At 43.0% G+C, this 21360-nt stretch carries 16 protein-coding genes; 6 read left to right on the forward strand and 10 right to left on the reverse strand.

Going from position 1 to position 21360, the window contains the following annotated elements; all coding sequences use genetic code 11:
- Positions 1–115 precede the first annotated feature (115 nt).
- From GKR71_RS02045 to GKR71_RS02065, 5 genes are all read left to right on the forward strand, one after another.
- Positions 116–652, forward strand: a complete 537-nt coding sequence (locus GKR71_RS02045) for an RNA polymerase sigma factor (protein ID WP_036950242.1) — start codon at positions 116–118, stop codon at positions 650–652.
- Positions 652–1653: a FecR family protein gene (locus GKR71_RS02050; RefSeq protein WP_051422595.1), complete on the forward strand. Its 1002-nt coding sequence runs from the start codon at positions 652–654 to the stop codon at positions 1651–1653. Before GKR71_RS02045 ends, GKR71_RS02050 begins: the two co-directional genes overlap by 1 nt.
- 117 nt (positions 1654–1770) lie before the next feature.
- Positions 1771–4524, forward strand: coding sequence for a secretin and TonB N-terminal domain-containing protein (locus GKR71_RS02055; protein ID WP_154633884.1), 2754 nt, complete (start codon positions 1771–1773; stop codon positions 4522–4524).
- A gap of 47 nt (positions 4525–4571) precedes the next feature.
- Positions 4572–6278, forward strand: a complete 1707-nt coding sequence (locus GKR71_RS02060; RefSeq protein WP_154633885.1) for an ABC transporter ATP-binding protein/permease — start codon at positions 4572–4574, stop codon at positions 6276–6278.
- Complete coding sequence (locus tag GKR71_RS02065; protein ID WP_154633886.1) at positions 6268–9057, forward strand: M16 family metallopeptidase; 2790 nt, start codon at positions 6268–6270, stop codon at positions 9055–9057. The genes GKR71_RS02060 and GKR71_RS02065 overlap by 11 nt, the downstream gene beginning before the upstream one ends.
- A 70-nt stretch (positions 9058–9127) precedes the next feature.
- Here the strand turns inward: GKR71_RS02065 and GKR71_RS02070 are convergent, their stop codons facing one another.
- Complete coding sequence (locus GKR71_RS02070; RefSeq protein ID WP_154633887.1) at positions 9128–10675, reverse strand: hypothetical protein; 1548 nt, start codon at positions 10673–10675, stop codon at positions 9128–9130.
- A gap of 106 nt (positions 10676–10781) precedes the next feature.
- Positions 10782–11543 (reverse strand): hypothetical protein, encoded by a 762-nt coding sequence (locus GKR71_RS02075; protein WP_154633888.1) that lies wholly within the window; start codon positions 11541–11543, stop codon positions 10782–10784.
- A 132-nt stretch (positions 11544–11675) separates the two neighbouring features.
- On the opposite strand from GKR71_RS02075, the gene GKR71_RS02080 reads away from it, so the two are divergent.
- Positions 11676–12176 carry a GNAT family N-acetyltransferase gene (locus GKR71_RS02080; RefSeq protein WP_036950229.1) on the forward strand — a complete coding sequence of 167 codons (501 nt, stop codon included), beginning with the start codon at positions 11676–11678 and terminating at the stop codon, positions 12174–12176.
- 72 nt (positions 12177–12248) lie between these two features.
- Here the strand turns inward: GKR71_RS02080 and deoD are convergent, their stop codons facing one another.
- The 8 genes from deoD to GKR71_RS02120 form a co-directional block, all read right to left on the reverse strand.
- Positions 12249–12965: a purine-nucleoside phosphorylase gene (gene deoD, locus GKR71_RS02085; protein ID WP_006657106.1), complete on the reverse strand. Its 717-nt coding sequence runs from the start codon at positions 12963–12965 to the stop codon at positions 12249–12251.
- A gap of 83 nt (positions 12966–13048) precedes the next feature.
- A complete protein-coding gene (deoB, locus tag GKR71_RS02090; RefSeq protein WP_036950225.1) occupies positions 13049–14272 on the reverse strand; it encodes a phosphopentomutase in 1224 nt (407 codons plus the stop codon).
- Between the two features lie 80 nt (positions 14273–14352).
- A complete protein-coding gene (deoA, locus tag GKR71_RS02095) occupies positions 14353–15675 on the reverse strand; it encodes a thymidine phosphorylase (RefSeq protein ID WP_036950222.1) in 1323 nt (440 codons plus the stop codon).
- A 101-nt stretch (positions 15676–15776) separates the two neighbouring features.
- On the reverse strand, positions 15777–16556 hold the full coding sequence (gene deoC / locus GKR71_RS02100) for a deoxyribose-phosphate aldolase (RefSeq protein WP_154633889.1): 780 nt from the start codon (positions 16554–16556) through the stop codon (positions 15777–15779).
- 460 nt (positions 16557–17016) lie between these two features.
- Positions 17017–18312 (reverse strand): NupC/NupG family nucleoside CNT transporter, encoded by a 1296-nt coding sequence (locus GKR71_RS02105; RefSeq protein ID WP_036950218.1) that lies wholly within the window; start codon positions 18310–18312, stop codon positions 17017–17019.
- Positions 18313–18607: 295 nt separating this feature from the next.
- Positions 18608–19393 (reverse strand): TatD family hydrolase, encoded by a 786-nt coding sequence (locus GKR71_RS02110; protein ID WP_108479207.1) that lies wholly within the window; start codon positions 19391–19393, stop codon positions 18608–18610.
- Positions 19386–20462, reverse strand: coding sequence for a patatin-like phospholipase family protein (locus GKR71_RS02115; protein ID WP_036950214.1), 1077 nt, complete (start codon positions 20460–20462; stop codon positions 19386–19388). Before GKR71_RS02115 ends, GKR71_RS02110 begins: the two co-directional genes overlap by 8 nt.
- Positions 20463–20604: 142 nt before the next feature.
- On the reverse strand, positions 20605–21018 hold the full coding sequence (locus GKR71_RS02120; protein ID WP_036950212.1) for a BON domain-containing protein: 414 nt from the start codon (positions 21016–21018) through the stop codon (positions 20605–20607).
- Positions 21019–21360 lie beyond the last annotated feature (342 nt).

A 21360-nucleotide genomic window follows, 5' to 3' on the forward strand; every position in this document is an offset into this window, starting at 1 on the left:
AAAATGATATTCATTATTATTAATAAAATAACAATAGTAACTACAAGGTATTGATTTAATTTATAAAGTCAATTTGAGCTAATTATTAAACTATTTTCACTTTTGACACCAGAAAATGACTATCGATAAATCCCTTGCCCGCAAAATCAGCGGCGCATATCAATCAACCTACGGTCAGCTTGTGCGATTTTTCCGCAGTCGACTAGGTAATAGTAACGATGCGGATGATTTATCACAGGATGTGTTTACACTATGGCTAAACCGTAAAGCGCAGGATCCTGTGAAGGAGAACCGTGCTTATCTGTTTAAAATCGCTAGCAATGTGTTAATTGACCATTGGCGACGGAATCATCAACAGAGCCAGTCCCATACCTCGATTGATGAAGTGGTGCATGAACAAAGTTTTGAGCAAACCACCGCCGACCCTAGCGAAATTTTAGAGCACCAACAGCGAATTGCGCGACTTGGCGAGGCGATTGATCTTTTGCCTCCACGGCGTAAAGAAGCCTTTTTGCTGTATCGCTTTGATGGGTTATCTCAAAGTGAAATTGCAGAGCGTATGGAAATTTCGATCAGTATGGTGGAAAAACATATTGCAGCGGCATTAGTGCATTGTAAAAAATATCTAGACGATAAGAGCAATCATCCGTAATGGCAAACAACCAAACCCAGCAGCCAGAAAATACCTCGTCAGTCGAGCAACAACGCATCGACGAAGACGCGGCGCTGTGGTTTACCCGTGTTCATAGTCAACAGCTCAGTGACCAACAATCTCAAGAATTTAAAATTTGGTTACGTGCTTCAAAAGCCCATGAGGATGCCTATGAAGCAATTGCGGGGATTTGGCAAGATATTGAAAAAGTTCCGCGCCCTGCGCCTGTTAAATCGACAGCGTCAAAATTTGGTTTTTCATCGTTTTGGAAGCCTCTCGGTCATCTAGTTGCCGCCTGTTTTATTGCTGCCGTCCTGTTTTTACCTTACAGCCAGCTTCCCTCCATGTTGCTCAATAACATGACGCTGGTTTCCACTGACTCCACCAAAGAAGTGACATTGTCAGATGGCTCTCAGCTGTTTCTCAATCGCGATACCCGCATTCGAGTCGCTTATGAAACGCCAATCCGCCAGCTCTACTTAGACCAAGGTTCCGCTTATTTTAAAGTGAAATCCAACCCTTATCGCCCGTTCGTTATCAATGTCGATCAACGGCGAATTCAGGTCGTCGGAACGGAATTTGAAGTGAATAAAAAAGGCGAGCAGGTGGCGGTCAGTGTCAGCCAAGGCATTGTGAGTTTTCAAAGCCTCAACAGCCAAAAACCTGTATTACTGCTTGCCGGACAAGGGGCGTTAAGCCCGAGCATCAATGGAAAAATCGCGCTCAATTCAGTCTCCCCGCAAGAGGTGGCAAGATGGCGTTTCGGTGAGCTCAGCTTTGTGGATAAGCCCCTCGGTGAAGTTTTGTCTGAATTAAAAACCTATTCCGACTTTCAGGTTGAACTCTCTCCGAGCAATTTAGCCAACCGGAAAATATCCGGACGCATTAACCTTCAGCAGCCAGATGCCTTTTTTCAGGCACTTCCCTCACTCCTTCCTGTGCAAGTCGTGTATCAGGATAAAAATAACCTACTGATTATCCAAAACAAAAAAAATAAATAAAAAATATTTTCATTTGCAGGTGAGGATAATTCTCATTTCACCCTCTTCTTAAGTAGCTTCATTTTATTGATGACTTTTTAGCACATTTTTCGTGCAGCTTAAGAATAAGGGATATCCATGGCAATTCAATTCACACTCGGTCGATTCAAGCCGATTGCGCTGTCACTGGCGGTCACCAGTGCTTTAGTCAGCCAATCTGCTATCGCCCAAGAAATTACTTTCTCGTTACCCGAACAAGGTCTTGCGAGCGCTATTGATCAAATCAGTCGCCAAGGTCAAGTTTCACTGCTGTATGACAAAAGCCAGCTCAACGGGCTACGCGCACCCGCCCTTTCTGGCAGCTATACCCCACAAACCGCATTACAAAAAATTCTTATTGGTAGCGGGTTAGAGCTGATTAACGAAAACGGCATGCTGGTTATTCGTCCTCAAAATTTAAACCAAGGCACGTTAGTTTTACCTGAAACTCAAGTGTCGGGCGTGGTACAAAATCATCCTGCCATGGACGTCATGTCTGCACCGCAATACGTCACCTCAGAAGAAATCAGCCAAAAAAATACTGGTGACGGCAATATTACCGATTTAATGAAAACCAACCCTGCCGTGCAGTTTGCGAATAACGATAGCAACTCCATGAACCAAGGGGAAATTAAGCCTTCGCGTATTTCTATTCATGGTTCCAGTAGCTACCAAAATGCCTATCGCCTTGATGGCGTGAGCTTCAACAATGACTTTGACCCTGCCGACAGTGGCTTAGGTGAAACCGCCACACGACTGAGTAGCAGCGACCAAGGGATTTACATCGACAGTCGCTTGATTGATAGCATGGCCGTTTATGATAACAACATCCCTGTGGAATTCGGTGGCTTTACGGGAGGAACCGTTGAGGTAAACAGTCGTCGTTGGCAAGGGGAAAATAGCGCTCACGCTTACTACCGCTTAACCCGTTCTGGCTGGAATAATCTGTTCAACGATCCGAGCCAGCCCATTGATACCGCCAAAAATGACACTGCCAACCCTGCTCGTTTCCAAGATCGTTACGATAAAAATGATTTTGGTGGCTGGTTTGAATTGGGTGTGACAGAAAACTCAGGTGTGGTGTTCTCCGCATCTCGCCGTAGTTCGACGATTCCGATGACGGTGACGGGTGGAACGGGAGTGACACTCAATGGTAGCGGTGAACTAGAAGAAATTTATTCCGCAGAAGGCACCAGAAAACAGCGTCGTGATTCCGATAACTTTTTCCTGAAATATACGATGGATTTGACTCCACGGGACTCTGTTGACCTTTCTGTAAACTATGCAAAATACGATAGCTATCTATTCGCTAGCTCAGTATTAAACTCAGGCTATGACAGCACTCATGATGGTCTTGGGTTTACTGGTGTATTCAAACATGAATTTGATATCGGAAAATTAGAGTTAACCGCCAGCACACAAGATCTCAAAGATGATCGTAAAAATGATCAGAAAGATTATGTGGAGCTGCTGGATTATAGCGATTGGAAAAACCCACAATCCTTACGCAGTGGTGGTCAAGGTGACTTAACCACAGAGCAAAGAATGCATTCTGCAAAAGCAGTAATGCGTTTAAACTCAATGGTAGATGGACTCGGAATAACCCACCAGCCAACACTGGGCTCCGAAATTGCGTATACCAAAGGTACCTATAAGCGTGATAAAGACTATTATCGTTACCGTTTTGTGGGCAATGCGGATGATCTCCAATGGGTTGGCGCGGCACAAAATATCACGCGATTCCAAGCTGGCACTCACTCGGCTGATTACACCAATTACGCTATCTTCCTCGATGATAATCTGCAATATGGCAAATTAACCTTACGTCCCGGCGTTCGCCTTGATCGCGATGACTTTGTTAATCGTACTAACGTTGCCCCTCGTCTTTCAGGCACCTATGACCTATTTGGCGATAAGCAAACCCTACTAATTGCAGGGGCAAACCGTTATTACGGTCGCTCAATGCTGACTTATGCCCTTTATGGTGCGCAGAATGCGGGAATGCAGAACTGCACCTTTATGTGCGATGTTGATCCTAATAAAAATGATTGGGATGACGCCCGTGACTACGAAGGGATCGATTCTCTTAAAACCCCTTATAACGATGAGCTAACCCTCGCGCTACAACAAGAAATTTTATCGACCACTTGGCGCTTACAGTATGTTCATCGTGAAGGCTATGACGAAGTGCGTACCCGCACCAAATACGACAGTCGCGATGCCAATAAACGTAGCATTCGTATGTACGACAACGGTGGGCGCAGTTCTCACGATACCGTGACATTATCCGTCAACAATAGCCAACCGTGGGAATGGGCAGAGGCATCACATGTCATGACCGCCTCGTTCACATGGCAGCAAAGCGAAAGTAATACACCAAAAGACTCTGGCTATAACTCATTCGATCCAGGTAACAAAGTTAACCTCAACAAAGTGTGGTACGACGGCAAAGTGATTGATTCATCAAAACTGCCATCCACCAGCTTTAACTCGCCGATTAAGCTTAACCTAGAGATGACCAGTGTTTGGGATGAGTATGACGTCACATGGTACAACCGACTTCAATGGTGGGGTTCTCGTGACCAAGCGGTTCGTTATGACAACGCTTACTACACCGATCCTGAATATGGTCAGTTACGCAAATACACCAAGCAAAACTTTGCGAGCAAATACACATGGGATACCCGCCTAGGCTGGAAACCTGACTTTGCTTACGGCTTTGGGTTCTCGGTTGAAGTAAATAACGTACTGAATAATAAAAATATTGCAGACCGCTTTATGTTCGATGACCGCACGATCAAATCTTATGATCCGGGTCGTCAGTTCTGGCTACAAGTGAATTACGATCTCTAAGTGATAGCCGTGAGCAATGTCAAACACATAACCTAAGAAATCGAGTCATGAAGACCATTAAACAATTTCTCTATTTAGTTAAACCTTTTTGGGGGCAGCGTGCTGCCCTTTTGTGCTGGGTGCTGCTGTTTGCCTCGTTAGGGCTTACCCTTTCTTCCGTCTGGTTCAATGTCAAAATGAACATGTGGAACGGGGATTTCTATAACGCCCTGCAAAAGCTAGACGGACAAGCACTGTATGGGCTGCTGCAATACTTTGTGATTTTAGTCAGTGGGCTGATTTTTGTGGTGGTGATGGGCACCTACCTCAAGCAGATGCTAATTATCCGTTGGCGTAAAGGCATGACCGAGCAAGTACTTGGTCGCTGGCTTTCGGGCAACAGTAAGCACTATATGCTGAGGCTCGCCTCCCAAGAGCCAGATAACCCAGACCAACGTATTGCGGAAGATATTCGCTTACTGATTGAATCCACACTGAATCTGTTAGTCACCTTCCTGCACTCAATGCTGACATTGATCTCCTTTGCCGCGATTTTGTGGACCCTTTCAGGAAGCCTTTCATTTAATTTCGCCGACAGCGATTGGACCATTCCGGGCTATATGTTCTGGGCCTGTATTATTTACACCATCATCGGCATCGCGCTAACCCAGCTCATTGGTTTCCCACTGCGCCGCCTGCATATGGATAAACAGCGCCGTGAAGCAGATTACCGTAGCTCGTTAATCAATTGCCGCCAACATGGGGACGCTATCGCAGGGCAACGGGGTGAGCCACAAGACCGCAAAGAGCTGATGGCCCGCTTTAGTGAAATTATCCGTAACTGGAATCAGTTAATTCGCTGTGAACGTAATTTATCGTTTTATACCGTTGGCTATCAGCAAGTGACCGCTCTCGCCCCTGTGTTACTCGCATTACCTAAGTTTTTAGCGGGTGAGATTATGCTGGGTGGATTAATGCAGCTACGCCAAGCTTTCACCAGTGTTGCAACTTCATTGGGCTGGTTTATTTTTGCCTATAAAGAGATTGCCGCATGGCAAGCCACCGTCGCGCGTCTGTATAACTTCGTGGTGTTATTGGAAAACGATAAAACCCCAGAGGCCACTATCAACGAAGATAGCGTACCATTAACGGCAAACTTGAGCCTGTTTACGGCAGATCATCGCCCACTACTGAGCACCGTCTCTCTTAGCATCAACAGCGGTGAGCTGATGTTGATCTCCGGCCGTTCGGGTATTGGTAAATCCACGTTACTGCGCACATTAAGCGGTCATTGGCCATTTTTTGACGGCAAAATTACGCGTACGGATAACTTAATGTGGATCCCGCAGCGCCTTTATTTACCAATAAGTCGTTTAGATAATTTATTGGCTTACCCACAAGATGCCAGCCAATTTGCAGCGTCGGATCTGAAATATGCGCTAACCCTTGTTGGGCTGGAAAAACTTCATTCACAACTGGCTTTGGAAACCGATTGGAACAACCGACTTTCTGGCGGGGAACAGCAGCGCATTATGTTTGCGCGACTGCTTCTGAATCGACCTAAGTTAATGCTATTGGATGAAATGACCTCCGCTCTTGATGAGCCAAGTGCACTCGCTTTACTGAACATGCTGAAAGCCCAGCTTCCCGCCAGCAGCATCATTTTGGTTAGCCACCAAGGCTTTATTGACCAATTAGCTGACAAGCATCTGCGTTTATCTGAAACAACGCGAAATACCCCATTTATGACAGGAGCCCCAGAATATGCTTCGTAAAATTACCTTGGTCGCCGTCATTACCGCACTTTTAGGCGGCTGTGTTAACGGCGCACCTCGACAATCTGGCGAGCAAACATTGCTGCCAGTACGCCAAGATCTGCAACATTATCAACTCGATAATGGGCTGCAAGTTTATCTGCTTCAGCGCAATCAACCCGGGGTCGAGCTGCGTTTACTGGTCAATGCAGGTTCATTGCAAGAAACCGAGCAGCAACTCGGTTTAGCTCACTTCACTGAGCATATGGCGTTTAAAGGCACCCAACATTTTCCGGGTACCACTGGCTTTAAGCAATTAGAACAACAAGGGCTGAAACTCGGTAGCCACGTCAATGCGATCACCAGCATCAACAGCACCCTATATAAATTATCCTTGCCAAATGCCACGCCAGCGCAAGTCAGCACAGGATTACAAGTGATGGCGGATTGGGCGGCGAATATGACCTTCGATGCAGAAGCATTTGAAAAAGAGCGCCCCGTCATTATTGAAGAGTGGCGTTTACGCCAAGGCATGGGCTATCGCATTAATGACAGCCTCGAGAAATTACGTTACCACGGTAGCCGCTACGCAGAGCGCAATCCTATTGGCTCTCTTGATGTGGTTCGCCAAGCCCCTATTGAACAAGCCAAAGCCTACTACAAAACGTGGTATCAGCCTCAGCGCATGAGCTTATTGGTTATTGGGGACTTCAGCGCATCAACAGTACGTGATGAAGTAAAAACGTTGTTTGCGTTACCAAAGCCGGAAAAAATTTCCCAAGACTCTCCAGAATGGAAGCGCTTTACCGATTCCAACAATATGCTTGTTCAAGGGGTCTTTGATAAAGAACAAGGTGCGCGCTACGTTCAGTTTTCACTGCAAAAAAATGTCTCCGCGCCGCTGAATACTCGCCAAGGTCAAACTGACGATCTGATGGATAATTTATGGTTAACCATCTTGAATCAGCGTTTTTCCGTGATGGTCGATAATGGTATTTTGCCGTCGATTAGTATTAATGAACAAGGAGCAATGCTAGATAACCAACGCCTTCAGCAGCTCATGATTATCCATCCAAAAGGTAATGATTATGCGGGTGCAACCGAAATTTTGTTTACTGAGCTACAACGCCTAGCGACCGAGCCTGTGACGCAGCAAGAGCTGGATAGCGCTAAACAAGGCATGCTGAAGAAACTCAGTCAACAAGCCGGTTCCGAGCAGCGTTACAGTAATGAATACTTAGCAGGGCAACTGACCACCGCACTCGAATATGAGATGCCGATGTGGAACAAACGCCAGCAGTTGGATAATAGCTACCAATTAACCAAAAATATCCAGCCTCAAGATTTACAACGCCATGTGGCTAACCTTTTACAGGTGGCATCCCCACGCTTAGCGCTGATTGGCCCTGATACCGATGAAAAGGCGGTGAACAAACAAACCTTCAGTGAACAGTGGCAACGTATTCGCCAAACACAGCCGGGATCGTTCACACTACGCTCGCAAGCCATTAGCCTGAAATTACCTGTCGTAGCAAAAGGCACAATTACCGAGCAGACGTCACTACCTATCGAAAAAACGGAACAGTGGACACTCAGTAATGGCATTAAAGTGATTGTTAAAACGGATAAAAATCTTAAAGATGATATTCAGTTTAACTTACAGCTACCGGGTGGACGTTCCCTTGAAACCCTGCAAACCGCAGGCTTAACCGACTGGGCAATGAAGCTGCCAGAAAGCAGCGGTTATGGCAATTACAGCGCCCGCGACTTAGCATTGTTGGCGAAACAAAATCAGGTCAGCGTTCGCCCTTATAGCGAATTACTCAACCACGGTTATCGCGGTAAAACCCCGGTAGATAATCTTGAAACGGCGTTGCAATTACTGAATTTAAAACTGACTGCACCGCAATTTAGTGGAGAGAAACTCGAGCAGCAAAAGCAGGCTTTCGCACTGAACTTATCGAAAATGCCTGTAGAGCGCACCTTCCTTGACCATATTAATCAGCAAAGTTACCAACATGGTGAGCTGCTGGTGATCTCCCCTGAAGGCGCTTGGAAAACCTTTACCGCTCAGCAGCTTCAACAAGCCAACCGTCAATTACTCTCCTCCACATCAGATATGACATTGGTGATCACTGGTGCGATGAATGCCCGCGAACTGAAACCATTATTGGAGCAGTGGATTGCGACGCTACCTACCCATGATAGCAAACTGGCATGGCGCAACCAAGGGATCATGCCGAAGATGACGAGCTTTAATCAGCAGTATCCGATCAGTAGCAGCGATAAGAGCATGATCAGCATTCAATTTGCTGCACCTGCCCAGTGGTCTCAGCAAGATCAGCTGGCTCTGCAACTGATTGATACCATTGTTAGCCAGCGCCTGCGTAGCGAATTGCGTGAAAAAGCCAGCGGTATTTATGCCCTTAGCTTCTCGCAAATGTTAGCGAAGAAACCACAACCCTATTATACCGGACGCTTAAATTTCACCACCGCGCCTGAACGAGCTTCAGAGATGGTGAAGTTGGCACACAATACCGTTGCGCAGCTGCGCCAAACGGGCGTAACGGAAAAAGAGTTAACGGAAGCCAAAAATATTTGGCTCACTGAAAATGCGCAAGTCACGGATAGCTCTAGCTATTGGACTGAAGCCCTCGCGCAAGTTGCGGCGGATGATGGGCAATATCAGCGCCTCACGCAAGAACGTGCGGTGATTGAATCCTTAACACTCCCACAGATAAATCAATTAGCTAGTAAATACTTAGGTCAAAATCAGAAAGTATTTATGATGACGCCATAAGATCGGCAGCAAAAAATCAACCGCTTAATTTATCAAGCGGTTGATTTTTGTAGCCACATTAGCCACACCCTTATTTAAATGCATGTCTTACATTATAAATGAAGTTTAACACCCGATTATTTAAGTCATTAAATAATGAATAAAAGCGCTCTTTGAATGATGGTTTCTTGGATTTTGCCATTTCAACCTCTGCTCGTAATTCATCTGTTGAAATATTCAGATAGTGTTCAATATCGTTAGCAATTTTGTTGGCCTTGACTCTCTTACACTGAAGAATATCGATAATTAAGTCAATTTTAGAGGAAAAAACATCTACCTCCGTGCTACTTCTTTTTTTATTAATAATTTCAAACACAGCACCCACAATATTTTTAGATATGGATTTCATTACTAACATTGATTTAACTCTATTAATACCAGTCTCTATAACTTCATTTTTCTCTTTAATGTACTTATCATATACGATTTTTTCTTCGTCGCGTTTGGCATTATATTCAGATTGTAATAATTCAATACCCGAATTCATTTTCTCTTTGATAAATTCAATAATGCGCCCATCTTTTACATCATGGCTCAGCTCCGTTAAAAACTTTCTATTCTCGCTGGTAAATTCATTTTCGGAAAGAATACCTTTGATTAAATGGATTTTTTCAATACTTTCAACTCCCTTAAAAACCTCAAAATCCGAATGTTTCTTTATATTTTTAATGAACTGTTCATACTCAGGCTCATTTATTTTAAGTTTACAGAGGTATTTATAAGAATAATCAATAATATAATCTTTGATTTTCTTGATTATTTCTCTAGGGAATCCTTGTTTCTCAAGTAAATAGACTACTGCACAAGTTTCAACTCGACAGGATGCGTTATATATAGAAATGAAGCGCTGCTCTTTAAAAACTCTATGAACTATTTTCTGTTTATCAACATCATGATTTAATGCGTTAATAATAATCTTGAAAAGATTATCTAATTCTACTCTTACCTTATCTTTTTCATCAATAGTTTTTTTCGATATAATATAGCTCATCAACATTTTTATATAGCTCAAATCGTTTTTGGATAAGCTCTCTCCGTTTTTTAAATTATCGATAAACTTATCATAATCACTATAGTACGTTTTTTTTTCCTCTAAGCTCTCTTTATTTTCATTTATTTCTTTTAGCTTATTTAAATCAAGCTTATTTTTTACCTCTGCTGATAATTGAGTAAGCGTTCTCTCAATTTTTTCCAACACAGGGTGTGATTTTACTTTTTTCTCGCCAGAAGGAGAGGCTTCAGTAAGTTTATCTGGTGAATTTTCGCTTTTCGGTTCTGATTTTAAATTCGCCTTTACACATTCATTTTTCATAATACTCACAACCTTTAAGGCTTTATGAAAATACTTTTCAGCTTTTCTTTTCGCTTCCTTACACCCATTCTTCTTAGCAATGTCCCATGCCTCACTTATTTCTTTTCCACCATCCGAACTATTATTGTTAACTTTTTTTATTTCATTGATGATAATATATTTTCTCCCTCTGAAAATTGTTGGGTTTTTGACTATTTCCCTTACCATATCGCTTAATGAATAATTCATTAATATAGAATCTTGCAGTTTAGTTTGAAAAATTCTCATATATATTCCTTTTTGTATAAACTAGTTTAGCTTTAAAAAAGAGCTTATCCTTGGTCTTAATTAAGAAACAAGCTCTATTGAGAATGGTAAAATTACTTTATTAAAATTATTTACTTAAATTTTTCCTAACTATAGTAGCATCGTGAAAATCTAATCCATTAATTATATCCCCATGGGTCTCTTGTAAATTAAAATATTCATCAGTTATTCCCTTGATTTTATTTTCAAAAACGAAAGGGTTATTTTTATTACTGTTTTCCTCATCAACTTTCTCAATCGAAGGAATAATATTAATATTTTTATCGAGAATATATTTTTTGTTTTCAGCTAAATTCATTTCAGTACTAGGATGTTCTTTATTATAATAAATATCAATTCCAAATTTACGATTAAGCATATCGCTAATTTTATCACGTACAGGTTTATTAGCTTCTCTCGTTTTAGATATGATTGCTTCATTAACTCCCTTACAATCTAGGAAAGATTTTTTCTTGTAAATTTCCGTGATTTTATGCTCTATTTTTCTTAGTGATTTTTCTGAAATATCATTATTCGCTGACTTAAATTCAATGGCTTCAATAACTGAATGATAGCTTCTAATTATTTTTTTACGGAAAACCATTTCACTGATTGAATCAAGATTATTTTTAATAGATAAAATAAAGCATCCAATCTTTGCATTCAATGCATTTTTGAACCCAGGATTTTTCTGAATATCATAATTTATCGACTTTTCCAGGGAAATATTGTTGTTGTTTTTAACTGAACTATGTTCAATAAGAGACATACTCACTTCCTTAATTTTAATGACATAAAATAAAAATAATAATATTTTTTTAATTTCCTCAACGATATCAAATATCGCCACTTATATATTTCCCATATAAAAATTAATATTTCTTATATTAATCCAAGGAGATAAATCATTTACTTCGTTGACATACATTGCTTTTAATGTGATTAATATTCTTCTAAAAAACGATAATAAAAGGAAAAATTTGTGAACAACGTAATAATACGTAGAGCCACCTTGGACGATGTCCACGCTATCACACAAATGCACGCGGATTACTCCGCTTATGCCAACACTTTGCAATTGCCTTATCCCACTGAAAAAACCTGGGAAGCACGACTGGGAGCCAACGATCCGCTGGTGACTCAATTTGTCGCCACACTCGATAACGCAGTGGTTGGGTTACTTGTCGTGCATCAACCAGCTCAAATACGCCGCCGACATGTGGCGAGTTTCGGTATTACCGTGAGTCAGGCTTATCAAGGCAAAGGAATTGGTTCGAAATTAATGCAAGTTATGGTGGATTATTGTGACAATTGGCTGAATGTTCACCGCATTGAATTAGAAGTCTTTGCCTCTAATGGTAGCGGCTTGGGTCTATATGAGAAATTTGGCTTCAAGCAAGAGGGGATTTTACGCGATTATGCTTTTCGTGATGGTGAGTATGTGGATGCTATTGTGATGAGTCGAATTAAATCAAAAATTTAAGCAGATTTATAAATCAAAAATGCCACGTTTAAAGTGGCATTTTTGTATTCAAATTAGAGCGCTAATCAACGATTATTTATCGCCTAACAGAACTGAATCCAGTGCAATTTCAATCATTTCATTGAACGTGGTTTGACGCTCTTCTGAGGTTGTTTGTTCGCCAGTTTTGATGTGATCAGAAACGGTACAAATAGTCAGTGCGCGGGCACCAAACTCAGCAGCCACACCGTAGATACCAGCAGCTTCCATTTCCACACCAAGGATGCCGTATTTTTCCATCACTTTAAACATGTCTGGATCTGGAGAATAGAACAGATCCGCAGAGAACAGGTTACCAACACGAACGTTTACGTTACGCGCTTTTGCCGCTTCAACAGCGTTATGCACTAAGTCATAATCTGCAATTGCCGCAAAATCATGGTCTTTGAAACGCTGACGGTTCACTTTAGAGTCTGTGCATGCGCCCATACCGATAACCACGTCACGCAGTTTCACGTCATCCATGACTGCGCCACATGAACCAACACGGATCAGCGTTTTAACGCCAAAATCAGTGATCAACTCTTTTGCATAGATGGAGCATGAAGGAATACCCATTCCATGACCCATAACGGAAATTTTACGACCTTTATAAGTCCCTGTGAAACCTAGCATACCGCGTACGTTATTCACTTGGCGAACATCTTGAAGGAAAGTTTCTGCAATGTACTTCGCGCGCAGTGGGTCACCTGGCATCAGTACGACGTCTGCGAAATCACCCATTTCTGCATTAATATGTGGAGTAGCCATTCGTATTCCCTTTTAATCATTAAAATTGTGCACAATAAATAAGGCAGTTTCCTGCCTTATTTTCAAATCACCCTGTCGCAAGCTTAAAACATCGGCTTACCGTATTCCATCGGTGATAAATCAAAATAATTCGCGACTGTCTGGCCAATATCCGCGAACGTTTCACGGTGACCTAAAGAACCAGGTTTAACTTTTGGTCCGTAAACCAGCACTGGGATGTGTTCACGAGTGTGGTCTGTGCCTGGCCAAGTTGGGTCGCAGCCATGGTCAGCGGTTAAGATCAGAATGTCGTCTTCTTTAACCAGTTTCAGCATTTCAGGTAAGCGGCTATCGAATAACTCTAATGCTGCGGCATAACCAGCAACATCACGACGGTGACCGTATGCAGAGTCAAAATCTACAAAGTTAGTGAAAACGATGGTGTCATCACCCGCGATTTTCATCTCTTCTAAGGTTGCGTCAAACAGAGCATTAATACCTGTTGCTTTGATTTTTTTGGTGATACCAACGTGTGCGTAGATATCGGCAATTTTACCGATAGATACCACTTCACCTTGTTTTTCTTCCACTAATTTTTGCAGAACGGTTGGCGCTGGTGGCTCTACCGCTAAGTCATGACGGTTCCCCGTACGCTCAAAGTGACCCGCTTTGTCGCCAACAAATGGACGCGCAATGACACGACCGATGTTGTAACCACCTTTGGTTAACTCTTCACGGGCAATTTCACACAGCTCATACAATTTGTCTAAGCCGTAAGTCTCTTCATGGCACGCGATTTGGAATACAGAGTCCGCAGAGGTATAGAAAATTGGCTTGCCAGTTTTCATGTGCTCTTCACCCAATTGGTCCAGAATGACCGTACCCGATGAATGGCAGTTACCTAAGTAACCCGGTAAGTTGGCTTTTTCTACCAGTGTATCCAGCAATTCTTGTGGGAAACTGTTTTCGTGTTTTTCGAAATAGCCCCAATCGAATAGAACAGGAACGCCCGCAATTTCCCAGTGACCAGACGGTGTGTCTTTACCTGAAGATAACTCGCTTGCATAACCATATGCACCGATAATTTCTGCATTTGGATCCAGACCCGCAGGGAATTTTCCGCTTGATTCTTCCCCTGCTTTTCCTAAACCTAATTTTGTTAAGTTCGGCAGGTGTAATGGACCTTTACGACCTTTGTCTGCTTCCCCGCGAGCACAAGCTTCTGCGATATGACCCAGAGTGTTCGAACCTTCGTCGCCGAATTTGTGGGCATCACCTGCAGCGCCGATCCCGAAGGAATCCAGTACCATGATAAATGTGCGTTTCATATTTATTCTCCTGCGATACAGCTTATCTGTTCATCGCGTCATCTAACCCGCACCCTTCTGTGAAAGATGCGGATATCGGTTTATTCACTAATTTGACGATAGACCATTGGTGTCGCTTCTGGGGCTTTATCCCCAATAATCATAGCAGCGCGAACTTCTTTCGCCGCCTCTTCCCATGATTTTTCGCTATTGGCATGAATGATCGCAAGTGGAGTTTGGGTATCAACTTTGCTACCTAATGCTGCGATATCACTTAAACCAACGCTGTAATCGATAGAATCTGAAGCTTTACGACGACCACCCCCTAACGTTACCACAGACATACCCAGTGCTCGTGTGTCCATTTGTGTGATAATGCCCGCTTGAGGCGCGTAAACGGCTTTACTGAGGACAGCTGTTGGCAGATATTTGCTGTAATTCTCAACAAAATCTTTTGGCCCTTTTTGTGCTGCGACCATACGTCCAAACACTTCAGCCGCTTTACCGTTATCCAGCACCGCTTGTAATTTCTGACGCGCATCGTCACGATCCGACGCCAATTTACCTGAAACAAGCATCTCCACACACAGCGCCATGGTGACTTCGAACAAACGTGGGTTACGGTATTCGCCCGTCAAGAATTGCACGGCTTCGCGGACTTCAACGGCATTACCGGCGCTAGATGCCAGTACCTCGTTCATGTCAGTTAATAATGCGGTGGTATTGCAGCCTGCTCCATTGGCGACTTGCACGATAGATTCAGCCAGTTGCTCTGATTTTTCGTAGGTTGGCATAAATGCACCAGAACCCACTTTAACGTCCATCACTAACGCATCTAACCCTTCGGCTAATTTTTTACCTAAGATAGACGCGGTGATAAGCGGAATAGAATCCACAGTCGCCGTGATATCGCGAGTCGCATAGAAACGCTTGTCAGCGGGCGCTAGTGAGTTGGTTTGACCAATAATCGCTACGCCCACATTTTTGATAATGTCGCGGAAACGCTCATCGTCAGGGAAGATATCAAACCCAGGGATAGCTTCGAGCTTATCAAGGGTTCCACCGGTGTGACCTAAGCCGCGACCGGAAATCATCGGAACATAACCACCACATGCAGCAACCATAGGTCCCAACATGAGTGAAGTCACGTCACCCACGCCACCGGTGGAGTGTTTATCCACGAGTGGGCCATTAAGATTCAGTGATTTCCAATTTAATACGGTACCTGAGTCACGCATCGCTAGCGTTAGCGCAACACGTTCTGGGGTTGTCATATCATTGAAATAGATGGTCATTGCTAGGGCTGCAATCTGACCTTCAGAAACCGTGTTATCACGCACACCATTGATGAAGAAGCGGATCTCTTCTTCGCTTAATGGTTTGCCGTCACGTTTTTTACGAATAATTTCTTGAGCGAGAAACACAATAGGCTCCTTAATTCACATCGAATTCTTCGGCTAAATAGTCACGGCTGTTGCCCAAGTGAGATTGGGCAACAGTCTGATGTCACTAATAATTGCGATTATTAATAGCTGCTGGAAGATTTTTTAACGTCAAATCCCAGCGTATTTAATAAATTCGCTAATAAGCTAGATGCGCCGAAACGGAAATGGCGAGCATCAGCCCAGTTATCGCCTAAGATTTTGCTTGCTAAGGCTAAATATTGTGCTGCTTCTTCAGCGGTACGAACGCCGCCAGCAGGTTTGAAACCAACACTTTTCGCAACGCCCATATCATGAATGACTTGCATCATGATTTCTGCGCTTTCTAAAGTGGCATTCACAGACACTTTACCTGTAGATGTCTTAATAAAATCAGCACCTGCATTAATTGAAATTTCAGACGCTTTACGGATTAAAGCGGCATCTTTTAGTTCGCCAGTTTCAATGATCACTTTAAGTAATACATTTGCAGCCGCACAAGCATCCTTACATGCTTTCACTAAATCGAAACCGATTTTTTCATTACCAGCCATCAGTGCACGGTATGGGAATACAACGTCAACTTCATCCGCACCATAAGCAATGGCAGCTTTAGTTTCTGCTAAAGCAATCTCAATATCATCATTACCATGTGGGAAGTTGGTGACGGTTGCAATGCGGATATCTGGCGTTCCTTGCTCACGTAAAGTTTTACGTGCGATAGGAATAAAACGAGGATAAATACAGATAGCAGCGGTGTGACCTGCTGGGCTTTTTGCCTGGTGACATAAGGCGATCACTTTTGCGTCAGTGTCGTCGTCATTTAACGTGGTTAAATCCATCAGGGTCAGTGCGCGTTGCGCTGCTGCTTTTAAATCAGTCATATAACTCTCCAACGATGTTAATTCTTTCAGAACGATACGTTCTTTGTTGGCGAGCGGGCTTGTTCCATAAAGATGCTAGTTAGGTTTTCCAAACTCAGCAGCTGAGATCCATCTCACCGCACGATGCCCTAGAGCCAGTTGACTCTATGAACTATCAGTTCCGTGGCAACTTACTGTTACCTATTTGACCACGTAACTGGGGTATTTTATGCGCTACAAATCACATTTATCGACTGAACGTTACATTATTAAATATATATTCGTGAACGATATCACAATTTCATAGGTAATTGCTCACTCTTTGTCAGCCATTATACAGGCTGCAGCCTTCTCGTCTTAAATTGATTACGTTAAGAATAGTTGAAAAAGTAAGAGTTACGATAAAAACCAGAAAAAGAATATCGCAGAAGAAAATGACAGCGGAAAGACCAATCGCCTTTCCGCTACACAAACAGGGGGATTACATTGCGGTCATTGCAGCTAATGTTAAGAAGAAGCCAGCAATCGTTGCACTCATTAAGTTAGAGAGTGTACCCGCCATAACAGCTTTCATACCTAAACGAGCCACATCACTACGGCGATTTGGTGCCATTCCACCTAAGCCGCCCAGCAAAATTGCCACAGAAGATAAATTCGCAAAACCACACAGCGCGAAGGAAATAATCGCTTTAGTGTGATCAGACAGAACTTGTTTGCCCGCCGCAATCACATCCGCATCTGCTTTCATATATTCGCCGAAGTTCATGAAAGCAACGAATTCGTTTACAACCACTTTTTGCCCGATGAAAGAACCGGCAATTGTCGCTTCGCTCCACGGCACACCAATCAGGTATGCGATTGGGGCAAATACCCAACCTAGTAATAATTCGAGGGATAATTGCGGATAGTCAAACCAGCCACCCACGCCACTTAAAATACCGTTAATTAATGCAATTAATGCGATGAACGCCAGTAACATTGCCCCCACGTTCAGAGCCAGTTGCATACCGGATGCTGCACCAGATGCGGCTGCATCGATGATGTTCGCTGGGCGATCTTCTTCTGCCACTAAATCTTTAGCATCCACATCATCTTTAGCAACTTCAGTTTCAGGAACCATTAACTTAGCAAACAGTAATCCACCCGGTGCCGCCATGAAGGATGCCGCAATCAGATATTCCATTGGAACACCCATTTGCGCATAACCCGCTAATACTGAACCCGCTACAGACGCTAAACCACCACACATGATGGCAAACAGCTCAGAGTTAGTCATGGTAGAAATATAGGGACGAACAACCAGAGGCGCTTCAGTTTGACCGACGAAAATATTCGCGGTTGCAGACAGTGATTCGGTTCTTGACGTTCCCAGTACCTTTTGCAGACCACCACCTAGAATTTTGATGACCAGTTGCATGATGCCGAGATAATACAGGACTGCAATCAGAGATGAGAAGAAGACGATGATCGGCAATACACGGAAAGCAAAGATAAAGCCGCCGCCGCCAAATAATTCAAACATTTTGTCGGAAACTAGACCACCAAAGATGAAGCTCATCCCATCTTGACCGTAACCGATAACTTTAGAAACACCGTCGGACATGCCTTGTAAAACGCTACGTCCCGCTGGGGAGTAAAGAACGAATGCGCCGATAGCGACTTGGATTAAAAAAGCACCGCCGACTGTACGAAGTCTAATTGCGCGACGATTGCTGGAGAAGAGAACGGCTATCGCAATAAGCACCGCCATCCCAACAATACTCAAAATGAGTTGCATGGAAGTATCCCTGTTCACTTAATTCTAGGTTAATGTATAAAGAAACTCGCAAGATTCCACGAATCTTAGTTCGATGATTATAACCAGTCATCATTAATAACCCCCAACATTCATCACAAATCCAAAGTGCAATAAGTAACATAAATTCAAATATTGTGACGAAAATCACAATAGAAGATCAGTTTAGTCTGGAAAAGCACTAAAGCGATAGTCGAAGAGGTAAAAAGCTGAATGGATTTACTCGGATAACTACATAAAATACTTAAGAAATAATTATTAATTGACTAATTATAGTCTAAATTAGATTAAATAACGTCCGGCTATTGTTGTAAAGTTGTTGTGCTATTTCATCCGGAGATTCGTGGCGCAGCTCACACAAAGATTGAAATACCCATTGAATACGCTCAGGCCGATTAGGCTCACCTTGAAAACCGGATACAGGCATATCCGGTGCATCGGTTTCAAACACAAGACAACTTAGCGGGAGTTGAGCCATAACTTGGCGGGTTTTATTCGCGCGCTCATAAGTGATTGTCCCGCCAACACCAATGTAATACCCCAGTTTCACAAAACTTTCGGCTTGAGAAAGGCTGCCAGCAAAACCATGCACTACACCACGTGCGGGGACTTCATAGCGACGTAACATCGCAACCAACTGGTCATGGGTTTTTCGTGAATGCAGAATAACGGGTAAGTCAAACTGCTTAGCTAGCTTCAACTGGCGTTGAAGTAATATTTGCTGCCTTTCAAATTGAGGATCTTCCATATAGAGATCAAGCCCAATCTCTCCTACCGCCACGCACTTCTGGCTTTTACGCATCAGAAAATCCGTCAGTTTTTCAAAATGTGATTCTTGAAACTGACTTAAATATAGAGGATGAAATCCCATTGCTGCATGGAGTTGAGAATACTCATGCGCTAAATTCCATATGCGTTGAAAGTTATCCTGACTAACCGCAGGAATAATAATATCCGTAATTCCACCTTGCTTCGCGGTTTCTAGACTTTCTGTAAGTGCCTCACTGAACGGGGGAAAATCAAAATGACAGTGGGTGTCAATAAATCGAATATTATCACTCATGAGCAGGATTGCCTTGCAGGGCGCTAGCACTTGCTGCCTCAACTGTTTTTCCTGCTAATAAAGACTCTCGCTGATCTTCCATATGCATCAACTCTAATGAATTCGAGTTCTTAGAAAATCGACCGAAATCAGCATCATTACTCGCAAACTGTTGAGCTAATGCCGCAATAAAGTAACGCCCACAGCGTCGTCCGACATGGTAATCTTGGTTTAAGGCACTAATTTTACTGCCTAAAGCACTGCTTTTCAGTGGTGTTGGTGGGTATATTTCAAAAATCTGCACGCCATCGGGTGGATTTTCGATAAATTCCTGGGTTTTTCGATAACTCTTCAAGTGAACTTTTAACATGGCCGCCATGCGTTGCAGCGCCGAATTATCACCTTCCAGCCAGCGTGTCATTCGTTTTACCCATTCAGGCGTAAAGTACATTTGAGAAGGTACAGTGCGGATCACAACTATCGTATCAGCCCCACGACGATAAGCTTCCTCGACAGGGATCGCTGCGCTTATTCCTCCATCGTGGTATCGCACGCCGCTAAACTCTACGCCAGTTCGATAAAATCCTGGAATGGCGCTAGAGGCACGAATGATATCCAACCAAGAATCCGCATCAGGCTGTAAAAATGCTGCTGAAAAATCATCGCTACGACTGGCTCCCATATAGAATTCACGACCAGAATCTAATAATTCAAGCCCTGCATCCATATTAAGTGGAAACTCTTTAGCCGTCGTTTCAATCAACCAATCAAGGTCAATTAAGTTTCCTCCACGAATAAACCTCAGCGGGTTAAAAAAATTAAGATTTGTGGTATAGCGAGTAATAACTCGGCGGGCATATCCTGCTTGACCACAAATATAAGCGGATAAATTTTGGGCGCCCGCAGACGTCCCTATCATCAAATCAAAAGGGTTAAAGTTTTCTATCAGAAATTCATCCAATACACCGGCCGTAAAAATACCACGCTGACCGCCACCTTCGCAGATAAGGGCAGTTTTTCTTCCGTTAATTTCATCAGAAAACGCGAGTGGCTCAATCGTGCCTAAAGTGACTGGAACATGCTTTCCCATAGTAACCCTTTCTCTATATTGACGTGTATTTAATCAATCCCATTATAAATATGATTAAATTAAATGATTCTCATTAAACCGCTTTTCTCAGGGAGAGCAAATAGTAAAATGAGCTTTCGGCTGAAAGCCCATTTAAAAGAAATTACTTGTTCGTCAGAACTAAACCATTCTGTACTGATTTTACCCCTTTCGCGGTCGATGCAATCTGTACAACTTGATTTATCTGCTCGCTAGATTTAAGAAAACCAGAGAGGTAAACCACACCCTGAACAGTTTTCACCGACACACTATTACTTGGGAGCCCACTGGTACCTAAGAGTTTGCTTTTAATATCCGCAGTAATGGACGAATCATCAATATAGGTATCGGTGCTTTTCACACCACTAGAGATGGCATTACCTGTATCTTTTCCCGCCATTTCAACAGTTTTAGCTGCGCTGTCCCAAGTTTCTGAAGCTTGTTTTTTCAAGGCGCTATCAGATGATGAGCTACAAGCAAAAAGTGCCCAGCTCAATCCAATGACACCTAAAGAACGTAAAACGGCGATCTTTTTCATTGGAACCTTCCTCTTGGTATGATTAATAAACTAACAATGTCATAGCCTAAGTAAAAAACAGGTAAAAATAAAGTCAAATAACTCATCTTACAGAGTATGACTCAAGGTAATTTTCAGTTTTGAGATAATTAATCTTAATTAGATGATTTGAATAAGAAATTAAAAATAATTGTCTAATATCTATCGATGAGAAAAATAGAAAAAGGGTGCCTGTATCACCTAACCCGCAATCAGAGAGAAATGTGGGGGATCGCTCCCCCACCAGACTACTCAACGCATAACAGAGTAGCTTGAACCATTGTGTTTCCACTCACTACGTTAACCGAACAAAGTCGGTCCCGC

The organism is Providencia sp. wls1922 (assembly GCF_009706505.1).
Classification (GTDB): Bacteria; Pseudomonadota; Gammaproteobacteria; order Enterobacterales; family Enterobacteriaceae; genus Providencia; species Providencia lanzhouensis.

Bases quoted from the DNA above. Each gene is read 5' to 3' on its own strand.
- GKR71_RS02045 (WP_036950242.1), top strand. From the start codon at position 116: ATGACTATCGATAAATCCCTTGCCCGCAAAATCAGCGGCGCATATCAA.
- GKR71_RS02050 (WP_051422595.1), top strand. From the start codon at position 652: ATGGCAAACAACCAAACCCAGCAGCCAGAAAATACCTCGTCAGTCGAG.
- GKR71_RS02055 (WP_154633884.1), top strand. From the start codon at position 1,771: ATGGCAATTCAATTCACACTCGGTCGATTCAAGCCGATTGCGCTGTCA.
- GKR71_RS02060 (WP_154633885.1), top strand. From the start codon at position 4,572: ATGAAGACCATTAAACAATTTCTCTATTTAGTTAAACCTTTTTGGGGG.
- GKR71_RS02065 (WP_154633886.1), top strand. From the start codon at position 6,268: ATGCTTCGTAAAATTACCTTGGTCGCCGTCATTACCGCACTTTTAGGC.
- GKR71_RS02070 (WP_154633887.1), bottom strand. From the start codon at position 10,675: ATGAGAATTTTTCAAACTAAACTGCAAGATTCTATATTAATGAATTAT.
- deoD (WP_006657106.1), bottom strand. From the start codon at position 12,965: ATGGCTACTCCACATATTAATGCAGAAATGGGTGATTTCGCAGACGTC.
- deoB (WP_036950225.1), bottom strand. From the start codon at position 14,272: ATGAAACGCACATTTATCATGGTACTGGATTCCTTCGGGATCGGCGCT.
- deoC (WP_154633889.1), bottom strand. From the start codon at position 16,556: ATGACTGATTTAAAAGCAGCAGCGCAACGCGCACTGACCCTGATGGAT.
- GKR71_RS02105 (WP_036950218.1), bottom strand. From the start codon at position 18,312: ATGCAACTCATTTTGAGTATTGTTGGGATGGCGGTGCTTATTGCGATA.
- GKR71_RS02110 (WP_108479207.1), bottom strand. From the start codon at position 19,393: ATGAGTGATAATATTCGATTTATTGACACCCACTGTCATTTTGATTTT.
- GKR71_RS02115 (WP_036950214.1), bottom strand. From the start codon at position 20,462: ATGGGAAAGCATGTTCCAGTCACTTTAGGCACGATTGAGCCACTCGCG.
- GKR71_RS02120 (WP_036950212.1), bottom strand. From the start codon at position 21,018: ATGAAAAAGATCGCCGTTTTACGTTCTTTAGGTGTCATTGGATTGAGC.